The 15,939-nt window shown below is 44.6% G+C and carries 14 protein-coding genes; 11 read left to right on the top strand and 3 right to left on the bottom strand.

Annotated features, from left to right (window positions below; translation table 11 throughout):
* The first annotated feature begins 3 nt into the window (after nucleotides 1-3).
* The 4 genes from hemH (at nucleotide 4) to O9X84_RS04265 (ending at nucleotide 4,993) form a co-directional block, all read left to right on the top strand.
* Entirely contained in the window at nucleotides 4-1,083 is a 1,080-nt protein-coding gene (gene hemH / locus O9X84_RS04250) for a ferrochelatase (protein ID WP_269518337.1), read from the top strand.
* Between the two features lie 223 nt (nucleotides 1,084-1,306).
* Complete coding sequence (locus tag O9X84_RS04255) at nucleotides 1,307-1,720, top strand: DUF4112 domain-containing protein (protein ID WP_032097714.1); 414 nt, start codon at nucleotides 1,307-1,309, stop codon at nucleotides 1,718-1,720.
* A 133-nt stretch (nucleotides 1,721-1,853) separates the two neighbouring features.
* Nucleotides 1,854-3,494, top strand: coding sequence for an acetolactate synthase large subunit (locus O9X84_RS04260; protein WP_269518339.1), 1,641 nt, complete (start codon nucleotides 1,854-1,856; stop codon nucleotides 3,492-3,494).
* A gap of 68 nt (nucleotides 3,495-3,562) precedes the next feature.
* Nucleotides 3,563-4,993, top strand: coding sequence for an aldehyde dehydrogenase family protein (locus O9X84_RS04265; protein WP_269518340.1), 1,431 nt, complete (start codon nucleotides 3,563-3,565; stop codon nucleotides 4,991-4,993).
* A 114-nt stretch (nucleotides 4,994-5,107) separates the two neighbouring features.
* Here the strand turns inward: O9X84_RS04265 and O9X84_RS04270 are convergent, their stop codons facing one another.
* On the bottom strand, nucleotides 5,108-5,467 hold the full coding sequence (locus tag O9X84_RS04270; RefSeq protein WP_032097788.1) for a DUF2237 family protein: 360 nt from the start codon (nucleotides 5,465-5,467) through the stop codon (nucleotides 5,108-5,110).
* A gap of 189 nt (nucleotides 5,468-5,656) precedes the next feature.
* On the opposite strand from O9X84_RS04270, the gene ubiG reads away from it, so the two are divergent.
* From ubiG to O9X84_RS04300, 6 genes are all read left to right on the top strand, one after another.
* Complete coding sequence (ubiG, locus tag O9X84_RS04275; RefSeq protein ID WP_269518343.1) at nucleotides 5,657-6,409, top strand: bifunctional 2-polyprenyl-6-hydroxyphenol methylase/3-demethylubiquinol 3-O-methyltransferase UbiG; 753 nt, start codon at nucleotides 5,657-5,659, stop codon at nucleotides 6,407-6,409.
* Between the two features lie 460 nt (nucleotides 6,410-6,869).
* Nucleotides 6,870-7,763, top strand: a complete 894-nt coding sequence (locus tag O9X84_RS04280; RefSeq protein WP_269518410.1) for a lipase family alpha/beta hydrolase — start codon at nucleotides 6,870-6,872, stop codon at nucleotides 7,761-7,763.
* Complete coding sequence (locus O9X84_RS04285) at nucleotides 7,763-8,734, top strand: lipase chaperone family protein (protein ID WP_269518344.1); 972 nt, start codon at nucleotides 7,763-7,765, stop codon at nucleotides 8,732-8,734. The genes O9X84_RS04280 and O9X84_RS04285 overlap by 1 nt, the downstream gene beginning before the upstream one ends.
* Nucleotides 8,735-8,852: 118 nt before the next feature.
* The gene (locus tag O9X84_RS04290) at nucleotides 8,853-9,461 is read left to right on the top strand and encodes a glutathione S-transferase family protein (protein WP_269518345.1); all 609 of its coding nucleotides are present in this window, start codon (nucleotides 8,853-8,855) and stop codon (nucleotides 9,459-9,461) included.
* Nucleotides 9,461-10,120 carry a glutathione S-transferase family protein gene (locus tag O9X84_RS04295; RefSeq protein ID WP_269518346.1) on the top strand — a complete coding sequence of 220 codons (660 nt, stop codon included), beginning with the start codon at nucleotides 9,461-9,463 and terminating at the stop codon, nucleotides 10,118-10,120. Before O9X84_RS04290 ends, O9X84_RS04295 begins: the two co-directional genes overlap by 1 nt.
* Before the next feature lie 169 nt (nucleotides 10,121-10,289).
* The gene (locus O9X84_RS04300) at nucleotides 10,290-12,266 is read left to right on the top strand and encodes an alpha/beta hydrolase family protein (protein WP_269518348.1); all 1,977 of its coding nucleotides are present in this window, start codon (nucleotides 10,290-10,292) and stop codon (nucleotides 12,264-12,266) included.
* A gap of 50 nt (nucleotides 12,267-12,316) precedes the next feature.
* On the opposite strand, the gene O9X84_RS04305 is transcribed toward O9X84_RS04300, so the two are convergent.
* Both O9X84_RS04305 and O9X84_RS04310 read right to left on the bottom strand, forming a co-directional pair.
* Nucleotides 12,317-13,294, bottom strand: coding sequence for a homocysteine S-methyltransferase family protein (locus O9X84_RS04305; protein ID WP_269518350.1), 978 nt, complete (start codon nucleotides 13,292-13,294; stop codon nucleotides 12,317-12,319).
* A gap of 10 nt (nucleotides 13,295-13,304) precedes the next feature.
* The gene (locus tag O9X84_RS04310; protein ID WP_269518351.1) at nucleotides 13,305-14,441 is read right to left on the bottom strand and encodes an ROK family transcriptional regulator; all 1,137 of its coding nucleotides are present in this window, start codon (nucleotides 14,439-14,441) and stop codon (nucleotides 13,305-13,307) included.
* A gap of 416 nt (nucleotides 14,442-14,857) precedes the next feature.
* On the opposite strand from O9X84_RS04310, the gene O9X84_RS04315 reads away from it, so the two are divergent.
* Nucleotides 14,858-15,826: a carbohydrate kinase family protein gene (locus O9X84_RS04315; protein ID WP_269518352.1), complete on the top strand. Its 969-nt coding sequence runs from the start codon at nucleotides 14,858-14,860 to the stop codon at nucleotides 15,824-15,826.
* Nucleotides 15,827-15,939: the final 113 nt, after the last annotated feature.

Below are 15,939 nucleotides of genomic sequence, written 5' to 3' on the forward strand. Positions count from 1 at the left end.
TTAATGAAATACAAATCGAATAAAGGTTTTACTCACGGCCAAGCGGATAAGATTGGCGTGCTGGTGACCAACTTAGGTACTCCCCAAGCACCAACCAAGCAAGCACTACGCCCTTATCTGAAAGAGTTTTTATCAGATCCGCGAGTTGTGGAAGTGCCGCGTATTATTTGGTGGTTTATTCTAAATATGGTTATTTTGAATATTCGCCCGAAGCGTTCTGCCGAAGCTTACTCAACGGTATGGACAGATGAAGGCTCACCATTACTATCAATTACAAAAGCCCAGTCAGAAGCTATCGCGCAGCGCTGTAAAGAAAAGTACGGCGATGATGTTATCGTCGATTTTGCTATGCGTTACGGCCAACCAGCCATCAGCGATACGATTGAAAAGATGCTAGAAAATGGAGTGAGAAAGCTGGTAGTGCTGCCTCTTTATCCTCAATACAGTGCATCTACGACAGGCTCTACGTTCGATGCTATTGCAAATGATTTTACGAAAAGACGTTGGTTACCTGAGTTGCGTTTTATCAACCATTACAATGATAGAAGTAACTTTATTGAGGCCCTTGCCAATAAAGTGAAAGCACACTGGGAACAACACGGTCGTGCCGATAAGCTAATTCTTTCTTACCATGGTATTCCTAAGCGCTACTTGATGAATGGCGACCCTTATCACTGTGAATGCCACAAAACATCACGATTACTGGCTGAAAAGCTCGGTCTATCTCATGATGAATACATGACGACATTTCAATCCCGGTTTGGGCGAGAAGAGTGGCTGAAACCTTACACTGATGAAACGTTAAAAGGGCTTCCCGGCCAAGGCGTTAAATCAATCCAGATAATGTGCCCTGGGTTTTCCGCTGACTGTTTAGAAACGATTGAAGAGATAGGTGAAGAGAACCACGAGTACTTCATGGAAGCAGGCGGTGAGCGTTACGAATATATTGACGCGCTAAATAGCGACGAGGAACACATCGATGTGCTATTTGATATCGTTCAAGAAAACCTCCATGGTTGGACGGTAGAATCTGATAATTCGGTGCGCGCAGGATTGGCTAAAGCGCTAGGCTCTGAGGTATAAGTTCTGAGGTATAAGCTCTAAGGTATAAGCTCTAAGTTATAGCACCTCAAGTAAAGTCTATGAAATATATGCCCCAAACTGTAGGACATAAAATATAGGCTCCGAGACATGGGGCACTAAATATAGGTTTAGTATCAGGCCTGAGTCATTCAAATGGGGCATGTTATTGTGAACGCCCCATTGATAATTTGCATCTGGGCAGCACGCCCAAATAGGAGTGGATATGGACGTTAAAGCACCACCGGCATTACTGAAAGCGCAGAAGCTCGCTAACCTATTAGACACTGCGATTAAACTTCCTTTTATCCCAATCAAAATTGGCTTGGATTCTATTGTCGGCCTAATCCCCGGTGCAGGTGATGCGCTTATGTTATTCGTCTCTTTGCGTATTGTTTGGCTTGGTAAATCTCTTGGTATGCCAAGCGCCTTAGTTGCGCAGATGGTAAAAAATTCTGCCATCGATTTTGGTTTAGGTTTTATTCCCTTTGTTGGCGACATCATCGATGTGTTCTACAAGGCAAATCAGAAGAATGTGCGTGTAATGGAGCGCTGGTGGATAAGTGAGAATAAAGCATCGGTAGATGCAGCCACCAAAGAGAAGCTCGAACAATGGGAAGCTGAACAGCAAAATAGCTAGGTACAAATTCCACGATCATTGGGCACAAATATCACAATTCACCTATTGTTATAGCCACACCAATCGATTTTTGGCTTAAGTGCGTAGCAATAGGCACTATTTGAATTTTATTCAACAAAGGAGTGTGTGGTATATGAAAGCGTCTGATTTATTTGTGAAGGCACTTGAGGCCGAAGGCGTTGAGTACGTGTTCGGCATTCCAGGTGAAGAGAATTTAGACCTGCTTGAATCATTGCGTTCCTCATCCATTAAGCTTGTGCTTACGCGACACGAGCAGGGTGCTGGCTTTATGGCCGCCACTTACGGGCGATTAACCGGTAAGGTGGGGGTGTGTCTGGCCACTCTTGGCCCAGGGGCAACGAATTTAGTCACGCCCGCTGCCTATGCGCAACTTGGCGCTATGCCCATGTTGATGATAACAGGCCAAAAACCTATTAAAACCAGCAAGCAAGGGCGGTTTCAAGTCATCGATATTGTGGACATGATGCGTCCTATCACCAAATTTACCACGCAAGTGGTTAGCGGTGACAGAATACCCTCAACGGTGAGGGAAGCGTTTCGACTGGCTCATCAAGAGCGACCTGGTGCGGTTCATATTGAACTACCAGAGGACATCGCTGCAGAACAGACTACCGCGCACCTCTTAGAGCCAAGTGTGGCAAGACGACCTATTGCGGAATATAAGGCGGTTTCATCTGCGGTATCTATGATTGAAAACGCAACGTCGCCACTGCTATTAATTGGCGCCGGTGCTAATCGAAAGCTTACCGCTAAAATGCTCCGCGAATTTGTGGATAAAACCTGTATTCCATTTGTGACCACGCAAATGGGTAAAGGCGTGCTTAACGAGAGCGACCCGCGATTTGCCGGCAACACGGCACTATCGGACGGTGACTTTGTACACCGCGCTATCGAGCGGGCTGACCTTATTATTAATGTAGGCCATGACGTGGTAGAGAAGCCGCCCTTCTTTATGCATCACAACGATAAAAAAGTGATTCACGTTAACTTCGACCCCGCTGCAGTGGACCCTGTGTATTTCCCGCAGCTTGAAGTTGTTGGCGATATTGCTAATAGCATTTGGCAAATCAAAGAGGAAATTACGCCGCAAAAAGACTGGAAGCTCGATTTTTACAAAGATGTTCATGAAGCGTATGTGCTTCATCGTGCAGAGGCCGAAGACGACAATCGTTTTCCAATAATGCCGGAGCGTTTTGTGAGAGATATTAGAAAGGTGATGCCTGACAACGGCATTGTGACCCTTGATAACGGTATCTATAAAATTTGGTTTGCTCGTAATTATCCCGCTTATCACCCCAATACCCTTTTACTCGACAATGCCTTAGCCAGCATGGGCGCTGGGCTACCATCTGCAATAGCTGCAAAATTAGTGAACCCAGACGTACCCGTACTAAGTGTATGTGGCGACGGCGGTTTTATGATGAATAGCCAGGAAATTGAAACTGCTGTACGGCTTAAGCTCGACCTCGTGGTAATTATATTGCGGGACGACGCCTACGGCATGATCAAATGGAAGCAGGCGAATATGGCGTTTGACGAATTTGGCTTGGACTATGGTAATCCCAACTTTGTAAAATACGCTCAAAGCTATGGTGCGCAAGGCTGGAGAGTGGATGATACCGACGTACTTATTCCCATGGTTGAGCGCTGTTTACAGACCCCGGGGGTTCATATCATCGATTGCCCTATTGACTACAGCATGAACGATGAAACGCTCAACCATACTATTAAAGAACTCAGTGCTAAGTTGTGATATTGCGCGCTTAATTAGCAACTGCATGCAGTAATTTAAAACAGCAAAGCAAAACAGAAGGAGCCGATATGTTAAAGGAAAGCTATCCGTACTACCTCGCGAGCGAGGCGTGTTACGCTAATACTGATCTTGACGTGACAAACAAATATACAGGTGAGGTAGCCACGCAGGTTGCCATCGCCGACGCCGATACTATCGATAAGGCCATTGCGGCGGCAGAAGCCGCCCAGCCAGCAATGACCGCGATGGCACCTTATGAGCGTCAAGCAGTGCTAGAGCATTGTGTAAAGCGATTTCAAGAGCGGGCCGATGAGCTTGCACAGGCACTGTGCATAGAAGCGGGTAAGCCAATTAAAGATGCTAAAGGCGAGGTAAGTCGCCTTATCGACACGTTTAAAATTGCTGCTGAGGAATCAGTTCGCATTAATGGCGAAGTGGTTAATTTAGAGATTTCAGCTAAAGCTAAAGGTTATCAAGGTATGACGAAGAAGGTGCCAATAGGGCCCTGTTCGTTTATTTCGCCCTTTAACTTTCCCCTTAATTTAGCGGCGCACAAGGTGGCACCCGCCATTGCTGCGGGTTGTACATTTGTGCTTAAGCCAGCGTCACGCACACCCATCGGTGCACTAATTATTGGTGAAGTGCTAGCTGAAACCGCGTTGCCCAAAGGTGCGTTTTCAATTTTGCCTTGCAGCAGAGATGGCGCAGACCTTTTTACAACAGACGAGCGTTTGAAACTGCTTAGTTTCACAGGCTCCCCTGATGTAGGTTGGGCCCTCAAGGCCAAGGCGGGGAAAAAGCCGGTAGTGTTAGAGCTAGGTGGTAACGCTGCGTGTATTGTAGATGAGGATGCCGACCTTGATGATGCCGTAGAGCGTATTATCATTGGTGCTTACTATCAGTCAGGTCAAAGCTGTATCAGTGTACAAAGGCTACTGGTACACAGCGCCATTTATGATGACTTTAAAGCGCGCTTCGTTGAAAAAGTCAAAGCGCTGGTCAGTGGAGACCCGTCGAGTGAAGATACCTTTATTGGGCCAATGATTTCTGAGGGCGAGGCAGAGCGACTTCACGACTGGATTATCGACGCTGAAAAAGCAGGCGGAAAAATTCTGTGTGGCGGTACCAGAGACGGCGCCATGCTTGATGCTACGGTAATGGAAGGGGTACCGAAAGACTGTGATGCTAGCGCGGAAGAAGCGTTTGGTCCGCTATCAGTGCTTTATTCTTTTGACAGTTATGAAGAGGCGCTAGATGAAGTTAATAACAGTCGTTATGGACTGCAGGCCGGCGTGTTTACCCGAGATATTTATAAAGCACATAAGGCGTGGAACGAGCTAGATGTTGGTGGTGTTGTCATTGGTGATGTACCAAGCTGGCGCGTAGATAATATGCCTTATGGCGGAGTGAAAGACTCTGGCTTGGGCAGAGAAGGCATACGCTACGCCATCGAGGATATGTCAGAGACACGGCTGATGGTGTTGCGAACGCCGCAGTAATCGTAAAGCTATAATTAAGGCGCTAATAAGCGCCTTAATTTTTGTGCTTCGTATAAACTGATAATGCTACATTTCGAGAAAGACATGTTTTTAACGTGTCAGTTTTCGATAAAATTACGTTGCTGCATACTCTTCAAGTATCGCTAGCGGGATAACGTCCAACGCCTTTTCATGGGTAGCCTCTAAACGCACGGTAGGTGCCACGCCAGCTTCATAAGCTTGTAGCCATCGACTTGCACATAAACACCATCTGTCGCCCGCAAGTAGGCCGGAAAATTCCATGCTCGGCCACGGCGTTATAAGGTCATTACCCTGGCGCAAAGAGAATTGTAAAAACTCATCGGTTACTACTGCACATACGCTATGATTGCCCACATCAGCCGAAGGCACATAGCAAAAGCCTTCTCTCGTAAAACCGGCGTTGCCGCAGCAAAGCTGAAGCGGTCTGCCATAAACATTTTTTGCATTCGCCAAAATCAAATACCTCGCTAGTTGCGTATATAGTAAATCTAGAGTGTATACGGTTTTGTGTAAAAAGGGATGCATCGCTTTTTGCGCACTCCTGTCATTTTTCGAGATACGATATACGCTTCTGGAACTACGACTTTCAAAATACGACTTTTAAAATACGCTTTTCGAAATACGAAATGAGGTAAGACATACATGTTGGATAAAAGCACCAAAAGCGGCAACGTCAACTTTTCTCAAGAGGAAATAGCTAGATTTGATGCACTTGCTGAAACCTGGTGGGATCCAAAAGGAAAATTTAAAACGGCGTTAGACTTTAACAAAGCAAGGCTTAAAGTTATCGAGTCTCAAATACACTCACATTTCAAATGCGAAGAGAGCACAACGCCTTTTTCTAATCTATCAATTATCGATATTGGCAGTGGCGGCGGCCTAATCAGTGAACCACTAGCGTCAAAAGGAGCAAAGGTTACCGGTATTGATGCCAGTTCAGTAAGCGTACAGGTGGCTAAACGTCACGCTAAGCAAAGTAATGTGGATGTGGAATACCGCCATCAACTCTCTAGCGAGGTTGTTAAAGAGGGTCGACAGTTTGACGTGGTGATTAATGCAGAAGTGGTTGAACATGTGCCAGATCAAAAGCAGCTAATCAATGAGTGCGCTAGCATGGTGAAACCCGGTGGACTGCTAATTTTGGCGACGCTAAATAGAACAGTGAAAAGTTTCGTCATTGCTATTGTTGGCGCTGAATACGTTATGCGCTACCTGCCTATAGGCACCCATGACTGGCGTAAGTTTGTCACCCCTAAAGAGCTTATTAATTGGGTGGGCGACGACTTTAAAGTACAGCATCAAGTGGGCATGAAACTTAATCCGTTCACTTCTACATGGCATACTACATCAAGCCTCGCGGTGAATTATATTCAGGCATATGCTCATCAACAGTAGCTTTAGTGCTCCTCGTTTAAAACAGCTGACGTCACACTTTTCGTAAGAATTGGCAATTTACCCTAGTGAGTATATTCACTACGAATGATCACTATCCATACTAAAAATAGTATGGATAGTCATACGCTGGAATTGTTATAACTTACTGATTACTAAATATTCACTGCTGCCGTATTGCTTAAAGCACCTCGAATATCCCTTTTCTGCATATTAATTATTTTCCTTCCCTCTTGATATTTACAATGTATTTACATGATTATAACAAAGGTCTGACCACGGACCTGTTTAAACAATTTGCCGTTCATACAGGCCGGCTTTATGAGATTAAAGGTTGATGCGATTCTAATTCGTTCGATAAGAGGTCGTGGAATAGAAAGTCGATACGAGTGAAGGTCGTGCGATTAAAGGGGAACACATGAAAACTATTAAAAGAGTGTCACTACTACTCGCTGTCATCTGCATGGCATTTGCCAGCCATGCTTCAGCATCCACATACGCAAAAACAAAATACCCTATAGTGCTAGTTCATGGCCTGTTTGGGTTTGAAGATATCTTATTTGTGGATTACTTCTACAAAGTACCGCAAAAGCTAACACGCAATGGCGCCGTCGTTTATATTGCTGAAGTTTCTCCTGCAAACTCAACGGAAGTGCGGGGTGAACAGTTGCTAAATTATATAGACGAAGTACTTGCACTATCAGGCGCTGAAAAAGTGAATTTGATTGGACACAGCCACGGTGGTCCAACTGCACGCTATGCGGCAAGTGTTGCACCAGAAAAAGTTGCTTCAGTGAGCTCAGTAGGTGGTGTGAACTGGGGCAGTAAGGTAGCAGACCAATTGCGTAATGCTATTGCCGAAGACTCTTTTCAAGAAGATGCTGCAGGAGTTGTTGTTAACGCATTTGCCAACATTATTGAGTTTGCCTCGGGTTCTGACCCAAGAAACAAACCTACCGACGCTATTGCTGCGTTAAATTCATTATCAACAGATAAAACCGTGAGATTTAATCAACGCTACCCAGAGGGTATGCCATCGGCGTACTGCAGAAATGATGGCAAAATGCTGGCAGAAAATGGCGTGTACTATTATTCATGGAGTGGGGGTAAAACTTTTACCAATGCACTAGACGTTGTCGATCCTTTCTTAGCCATTACCGGCACTGCATTTAACGAAGCCAATGATGGATTAGTGGCTACCTGTAGCTCTCATTTAGGCAAAGTACTGCAAGATAATTACAAAATGAACCATCTCGATGAGGTTAATCAAAGTTTTGGTATTACCCACTGGTTTGAAACCAATCCAGTGAATGTGTTCGCGCAGCAGGCTAACAGACTGAAACGTAAAGGGCTGTAGTGAAAGCGGCGGTTATAGGAGGGGGGCTATTAGCCCTCCTTATCATTGTTGTATTGCTGACGGTTGCTACACCACAGAGCGATACAGAAACTTCTGTGGTGTCTACTTCAGACCCACAAAGCACCACTAGCAACGGCGCATCCCCATCGTTACAGGTTACTGAAAAAAGCACTGCTGCAAGTAAGGCAGCCTCATCCACTGCTGAAGGTGAAAATACCAAAAACCTCATTCCATTTGTGCTTAATGAGCTGGTAAAAGATAAGTTTGAGCTCTTTATTGCAGAACACGCTGAACAAGTGCCGTTGGGCGTACAAATTGCCTATGTGACCCACAGTGAATCGCTACATACCAAAGATACCCATGATTACGCAGTAGACCTATTTTCCCGTTTTGTTAACTACAAAGTGGCATTAGCCAGCGAAGATGTGGAAATAAATACGGTTCAGGCGTCACTCAAAAGTGTTCAGGAAAAGCTAGACGCTCGATATGATTTACGAAGGCAGTTTTTCAGTCATCAAGAGTATGAATATTTGTTTGGTAGTGATGCGGCCTCTGATAACGATGCGCTAGCAAGGCTGGCCATAGCCCAAGACAACACCCTTACTCGTGAGGAAAAAAAGAATAGCATCATCGAATCTATAGCTGGCGCAAGCGATAGAGAAGCCTTTAAGCCAACGGTTGATATGCACAGAATTCAACAAATAAAGCAACAATACCGTGATAACAATTCTCGCTTTAGCGCAATAAGCGCTGAGTTTGGTCATGAAGTGGCTGAGCGTTTTAATACATTGTGGAAAAAGCAGGACGCGTGGGAACAAAAAGTAGCAGATTACCGTGCACATATTAAAAAGCTGGAAAGCGCTAATCTTTCAAAGCAAGAATACAGCAAATTATTACGTGAATACGAGACCTCAGATTTTACAGAAAATGAAGTTAAGCGTCTTAGAGTAGTGGTGAATAGCAACAATTAATGATTGGGCAAACAGGTATAACCATTCAGTTACTGAATAGATTCACCTTAATTTAGAGTGATTTGAACCCTGTTTTACTAAGTTCTAATCTACTTAAAACAAACAAGGCCCTACAAGTATGAAAATTTACGAAACGAAAACCGCACCCAATCCACGCCGCGTTCGCATGTTTCTCGCCGAAAAAGGTATCGATATGGAATATGTTCAGGTTGATATTCAAAAAGGTGAGAACTTAAGCGCTGAAATGCGTGCGAAGAACCCCCTTGGTAAAATACCCATTCTTGAGCTTGACGATGGAACATGCATTGCAGAGACAGATGCAATTTGTACCTATTTTGAGGCACTTCATCCAGAGCCATCATTAATGGGAAGTAGTGCGCTTGAAAAAGGCACTATCGCAATGTGGCAGCGGCAAGTAGAGCTAGCTCTTATGCTTCAAGTTGGCATGTGTTTTCAGCACACCACCGGTTATTTTAAAGACCGTATGGTCCCTGTTCCAGAATATGGCAAAGAAGCGGGCATTAATGCGTCTAAGTATCTCAATATTCTTGAGCGCAGATTAGAACTTAACACCTTTATTGCAGGGGACACATTCTCGATTGCAGATATAACCGCCCTATGCGCCATCGATTTTGCCCGGGTTGTTGATATTAGAATTAACGAGAAGCAAACCAATCTTCTTCGTTGGTATGACAGTGTAAATAGCAGAGCGAGTGCCAAAGCCTAATGATTGACCTATATACAGCAGCAACACCTAATGGCTGGAAGGCCTCCGTAGCACTGGAAGAAATGGGGTTAGCATACTCTGTTGTGCCAGTTAATCTATTGAAGGGTGAACAGAAAACGGCATCGTTTCTTGCTAAAAACCCTAACGGTCGCATACCGGTAATTGTGGATAGAAGTGAGGACGATCACGTGGTTTTCGAATCTGGCGCCATAATGATTTATCTCGCTGAAAAAACCGGTATGTTTTTACCTGCCGATGTGAAAGGGCGCAGCAAAGTGTTGCAATGGTTGATGTTTCAGATGGGCGGCGTAGGGCCGATGATGGGACAAGCCAATGTTTTCTATCGATACCTAGAAGAAAAAATGCCCATAGCTATCGATAGATATCAAAATGAAGTGCGTCGACTTTTCACGGTATTAGATGGCCATCTCGCTAACCACGAGTATTTGGTTGATGATTACAGTATTGCTGATATGGCAAACTGGTGTTGGGTAAGAACCTACGAGTGGTCGGGAGCCAGCATTGACGGGCTAGATAACCTCATTCGTTGGAAGAACAGTATTGAAGCTCGTCCCGCTGCGAGACGCGGCGTGGAAGTCCCTAATAAAATAGACAAAGAAGCGTTGCTGAAAGGTGCAAAAAACGTGGTAACTCGGTAGTGAAAACGGGTTTTTAAAACATTATTGTGCAATGAATTACGGTCATAACTCGCTAAAAGATTTAACATTAAATATCGTTCTGTGGTTTATGACTGTGATTGAAAATACGATGGTTGTAATGTAACGTCAAACTTGTAAAGCGTTTTTCAACTGAGTCAAAAGGACAATTATGAGACGGATTTTAGGGGCCATGTTGGCCTTTTATTCTTTATTTATTTCTGCAAACGATCAGCTTCCCCTCGATTATTTTATCAAACACGGTGACTACCTCGATCTTCAGCTTTCCCCAGACGGCAAGCATTTAGCTGCGCGCGTGAGATTGGACAATAAAGTAATGCTGGGTATTTTGTCCACCGAGGACATGAGCATTGTTGGCGGTGTGCGCCCACAAAATAACGATATCATTCATACCGTAACCTGGGTGAACAACGAGCGCCTTGTGTTCGAGTACGCCGAAAAGCAGTTCTCTTTTGATAGGCCTGTTCCTACAGGTGAGCTATTTGCGATGAATCTTGATGGTAGCAGACGAGAAATGCTCTACGGGTATAGGGCAAGCGACGAACAAACAGGCTCTCGAATTACACATAAGGACGATAGTCTAGCTAGTCAAGAAGTGATAAGCCTGTTAGAAAATGATGATCGTTACATCCTAATTGCAGAGTATCCGTGGGATATGGAAGGCAATATCTATTATAACAATCGGGTCAAGCCAGCCATCATAAGTAAGCTCAACATTATGTCTGGCAGAAAACGAAAAGTGGACGTTTTGCCGCACAAACGCAGCAGCCCTTTGGCAACGAGAAATGGCCAAGTTGTTTTTATGAAGTGGCAAGATGAAAATGGTAATTTTCATGCTGCCTACAGAGAAGATAACGACAGCGAATGGATAAATTTAGAAGACGCTTTCAACGTTGGAGAGGGCGTCATTCCACGAGGTCTTAGTGAGGACGAAAAATATGTCTATATGTCTGGGTTTACTGGTGAAGAGGGTATTTATACTCATTTCAAGCTGAATTTATCGACTGGTGAGCACAGTAAAATTTTTGAAGATCACGATACCGATATCGAACAAATTGTCCTCGACAACGGTGGTTTACCAGCCGTCGGCATTACCTATCCAGGTAAATCTCAATACGTTTACGCCACGGAAGAAAGTAAAACCAGCAAAATACATAAGCTATTAGCCGAAGCCTTCGAGGGGCAAACTGTTGCCATTGCCAGTCATACAAGGGATTGGAAAACATTGCTTGTACATGTGCGAAGCGACGTAAATCCAGGTGAATACTACTTATTTGATAGTGAGACGCTCGCTGCACGATTTATCTGGGCAAACAGTTCGTGGATAGACCCGAGATTACTAGCGCCGATGAAGCCGATTAGCGTTGTAGCGTCAGATGGCGAAACGATTAATGGCTACCTGACCCTTCCAAAGCAATCAAATGATAAAAAGCCTCCTTTAGTGGTTATGATCCATGGCGGCCCTCATCAAAGCGGTACCAGAGATTTCTGGGACTACAACAGCGAGACGCAGCTTTTAGCCAGCCGTGGTTATGCGGTATTACAAGTGAACTTTCGCGGCAGTGATGGTTATGGAGAAAGATACAAGAGATTAGGGTATCGCGAGTGGGGCGGTAAGATGATTGATGATATTAACGACTCCGTCAAATGGGCCATAGATAAAGAATATGTAGATGGTGACAGCGTTTGTGCATACGGGGCGAGTTACGGTGGATATGCGGCGCTGATGTCTGCAGTAAAAGAGCCAGACCTTTACGAGTGTACAATAGGGTATGTGGGCATCTACGACTTGCAATACATGTTTACAGAAAGTGATATCCCTAATAATTGGGGCGGTAAAGCGTATTTAAAGCGTGTATTGGGCAGCGATAAAGAACAATTAAAAGCCTACTCGCCCTTGTACCACGCAGATAAAATCAAAGCGAATGTAATGCTTATTCACGGCTCTAAAGACAGGCGAGTGCCAGAAATAAACTCAGAAGCACTGTCTGAAGCACTTGTCGAAGCAGGTAATCCGCCAGAGTATCTTCAATACTCCCAGGCTGGTCACGGTGTGTTCGATGAGGAAGATAGGCGAGAGCTCTATCAGGGGTTAATTGACTTTCTTGATAAGAACTTAAAGAGCTAGCTCCCTCTATTAAAAAACGCCCGATGCGGGCGTTTTTTGATTCTGGCTCCTTATTGTCTAGCGGGTGCTAGGTGATTCTTCTTTCTTTTTTTGTGTGTGGCGGGGGAGGGGTTTTTAAAATAGCCCCATAACGCTTCTATATGCTCAGGTCCAATTCCGCAGCACCCTCCAACTATCGACGCTCCCGCGTTAACCCACATTTTTGCATAATGTAAGTACTGTTCTGGCGTTACATCATTACGCAACGATGAAAGCAGCGCATTTGCCTCATGCTGTCGGTTGCGCTCAGAGAAGCTATTAGCGTAGGCGCCGATACGTATTGTGCTATGCATTTTGCGGGTCATAGCAATGGCGTCTTCCATTTCTTCTGGTTGAGAGCAATTAAATAAAACTGCATCAACACCATCAAGTGTTGCAGCAATGTGGGCTAGTGGCTCTTCAGAGCGAAGCTTTGGCGTTTCTGAGTCGCTGTGTCTATTGGCAAGAGAAAAAGAAAGCCAAATAGGCAAGGTAGAATATTCTCTTAGCATAGAGACAACTGCATTGGCTTCTTCAATTGACGATACGGTTTCAATGAGCCAAAAATCTACGTCACCTTGCTGGCCTTTTATCAAGGGACGTAAAATGTTTTCAACCTGATTTTTATCAAATAAATCGGGGCGGTAAGAGCCAAATGCTGGTGGAATGCAGCCAGCAAGTAGCGGTGTGTTTTTTTCTTGTGCGTCTTGCTCAGTGACAAATGCGTCTATTTCTTGTCTCGCAATACGAGCGGCTCGTTGAGCTAAAGAAAGACTTTGCCCTTGAAACACGTCGTCACCAATATGAAAAGGTACAATCGCATAGGCATTGGTTGTGATTATCTGAGCGCCGGCATCTAAAAAGTGGCGATGAACTTGCGCTACTTTTTCAGGAGACTGCATAAGCGATAGCGCAGACCACTCGGGCTGCTTGAAGGGAGCGCCCACACGTTCTAGTTCTCGCCCCATACCGCCGTCTAAAATGTCTATGTATTCAAAGGGGTCTGTCATAACACACTCTTCAATAATAATTTGCAACTAAAGGAAGGTTTGCGCTTCCGATGGATTGAGCTTTTGCTCCCACTTGCCCCTCTGTAATGCGTGGCGATGCAATGCCTCGCATATCTCGTTTGGCAATTTCATTTTTTGTTTGCTCAACAAGTCGTGTTTTAACGCTCTTAGGTAGCGCACCGTCAATGATAACGCCATCAATGTCAAGTAAGCTCATGGCGCATTGTGCTGCATAAGCAAGACCTTGGGCTGCAGAGTAGACCCAATTATCTATCACACTCTCGTTTATGTTCCAGTACTCGGTTGAGCTGTAAATCTGCCTACCTTCAGCGCCGCTATTATCAAGCGTATTTTCTAACACATATAATGAAGACTGTGTTAAAAGTTGATGTTCCTCATTGCCGTTAAAAAATGGTAGAGAACCTACCGCGCCCGCATTTCCCGATTTACCCGTGAAAAGTGCGTCGTTAATGACCACACCACCGCCAAGAAACGTGCCTACAAATAAATACAAAAAGTGAGAGAACTGGGCTGTATTACCGAATGACATTTCTGCACTGCATGCTGCTGCCGCGTCATTGCGAACTAATACCGGCAAAGAAACAAGAGATTCTAGTGCTAATTTCGGGTTGAATTGCTTCCATTGCTCTAACATTTCTTTTGGTGCCCCAGCTTCTTCTGCCCATGTCCAAATTTCAAAGGGCATGGCCACACCTAACCCGCGAATTCGGGGCAAATGGTCAGCAGCAATGTTTTTCGTCAACATGTTGATAGCACGTTCTGTAAACGACATAAGGGTATCAACCGTTGGATAAGCTACTTTTTCTTTGACGGTGGCACGTACATTTCCACAAAGATCAATTAGGGTCATGTCAAAGCTGCGTCGACCTACTTTCAAACCTAGGCCAAACGCGCCGTCGGCATTAAGGCTGAAAGGCACTTTTGGCTGCCCTACTTTTCCCTTAATCGGCGCATTGCGTAACACCAAACCGTCGCTTTCTAACTTCTTAATAATGACAGTGGCGGATTGGGCAGAAAGGCCAGTTAATTCAGCAATTTGTGCTTTGGGTAGCTCTTTATGTTTGTTAATCAGCGAGATTATGGCACGTTCATTGTCCGAACGGTTATCTGCTAAATGTATGGCCATAGTTAACTAGCTCCCTATAGTAAAAGTTATTCTTCAATAAGAATTATTTAAAAAAGTTGCGCGTTATTGCTCAGTGCTACCGTCGAGTAAAATTGAAGTACTTCCATCGAGAGTATTAACAATGCTTTTAACCAATAGGTCGACTCCGCTTAGCATCTTATAAGCAAGAATGTAACGCATAAATTGAACTGGGTCACTAAGGTGTATTGATCTCTGGTGTACACCAGAGTTCAATACGCTCTTGTATCCAACCAAAGCATAATTTTTCTATCAATTAAATCAATTAGGTTGATTTAATTAAAAAGAAAGAGAATACTATGCCCAATTAAATAACTAATTAACGACCTATTAACGTAAAGTGCGATTTATTGATTTTGCACTATGGTTGTATGTATAACGAACAGAATGAGGCTGGTATGAAAATATTATGTTTAGGTGAAGTACTTATCGATATGTTAAGCCAAGGTGCGGCGCCAAAAGACGGTGACATGCCAGCAATGAAACCTTTTCAGCCCTATGCAGGAGGGGCGCCAGCGAATGTTGCGGTGGCAGTTGCGCAGCTTGGTGGGCGCAGTGCTATGGTATCAAAAGTAGGTGATGATACCTTTGGCGCTTTTTTAAAAGAAATGCTTGAGCATTATAAAGTTGACACCGACTTTGTCTGGACTACTTCACAAGGCAATACCGCATTGGCGTTTGTGAACCTAGATGAAGATGGCGAGCGTTCCTTCGACTTTTATGTTGATAATGCCGCGCATAAGCATATTACCGAGCAAGACCTGTCTACTATCGACTGTAATAAAGATGCGGTACTGCACTTTTGCTCAGGCTCTCTTGCCGGTCCAGAGTTAATACCGGGTACAGATTTTATCTTAGACAAGGCGCGCCAAGAGGGCATGATGGCGTGTTTAGACATCAATTACCGCCCTGCATTTTGGGACGACACGGCTAATGCACCTTCACGAATAGATGCGGCAGCGAAACGGGTTTCCATTTTAAAGACAAGCCGTGAAGAGCTCGACGAGCTATACGGTGCAGAAAATGCTGATGCGAAAGTACAACAATGGCTTGAGAGCGGCGTAAAAGTGGTATTGGTGACTGATGGCGGTGAGCCTATTCACTACATTACAACATCGTTTAGCGGCACGTTAGCGTCACCCAAAATGGATGTTAAAGATACAACAGCGGCAGGCGACTCCTTTATCGGTGGTTTCCTTTATTACCTATCAACCAAAGTTAACAATGCTGACGAATTTGATAGCTGGGCGGCAAGTTTTGAAAATGTAAGCGAGGCCACTGAGTTTGCGATTCGCTGTGGTGCATTTACCGTAACTCAATACGGCGCGTTTAGTGCATTGCCTACTCAGCAAGATATTGCGGAATAGCGAAATAGCAAAATAGCCAAGGTAACAGCGAAGCTAACGGTTCAGCCGGTAGGCAAGCTAAGCGTTAAACAAGCGAAGCGCCAAATGAGCTAAGCGCAGAATATGTAAAGCGC

Source organism: Alteromonas sp. BMJM2, assembly GCF_027257845.1.
Lineage (GTDB): Bacteria > Pseudomonadota > Gammaproteobacteria > Enterobacterales > Alteromonadaceae > Alteromonas.

Coding starts and splice junctions, on each gene's coding strand:
- O9X84_RS04290 (WP_269518345.1), top strand. CDS start 8,853: ATGAAAATTTACGAAACGAAAACCGCACCCAATCCACGCCGCGTTCGC.
- O9X84_RS04305 (WP_269518350.1), bottom strand. CDS start 13,294: ATGACAGACCCCTTTGAATACATAGACATTTTAGACGGCGGTATGGGG.
- O9X84_RS04295 (WP_269518346.1), top strand. CDS start 9,461: ATGATTGACCTATATACAGCAGCAACACCTAATGGCTGGAAGGCCTCC.
- O9X84_RS04280 (WP_269518410.1), top strand. CDS start 6,870: ATGGCATTTGCCAGCCATGCTTCAGCATCCACATACGCAAAAACAAAA.
- hemH (WP_269518337.1), top strand. CDS start 4: ATGAAATACAAATCGAATAAAGGTTTTACTCACGGCCAAGCGGATAAG.
- O9X84_RS04265 (WP_269518340.1), top strand. CDS start 3,563: ATGTTAAAGGAAAGCTATCCGTACTACCTCGCGAGCGAGGCGTGTTAC.
- O9X84_RS04255 (WP_032097714.1), top strand. CDS start 1,307: ATGGACGTTAAAGCACCACCGGCATTACTGAAAGCGCAGAAGCTCGCT.
- O9X84_RS04300 (WP_269518348.1), top strand. CDS start 10,290: ATGAGACGGATTTTAGGGGCCATGTTGGCCTTTTATTCTTTATTTATT.
- O9X84_RS04310 (WP_269518351.1), bottom strand. CDS start 14,441: ATGGCCATACATTTAGCAGATAACCGTTCGGACAATGAACGTGCCATA.
- O9X84_RS04315 (WP_269518352.1), top strand. CDS start 14,858: ATGAAAATATTATGTTTAGGTGAAGTACTTATCGATATGTTAAGCCAA.
- O9X84_RS04260 (WP_269518339.1), top strand. CDS start 1,854: ATGAAAGCGTCTGATTTATTTGTGAAGGCACTTGAGGCCGAAGGCGTT.
- ubiG (WP_269518343.1), top strand. CDS start 5,657: ATGTTGGATAAAAGCACCAAAAGCGGCAACGTCAACTTTTCTCAAGAG.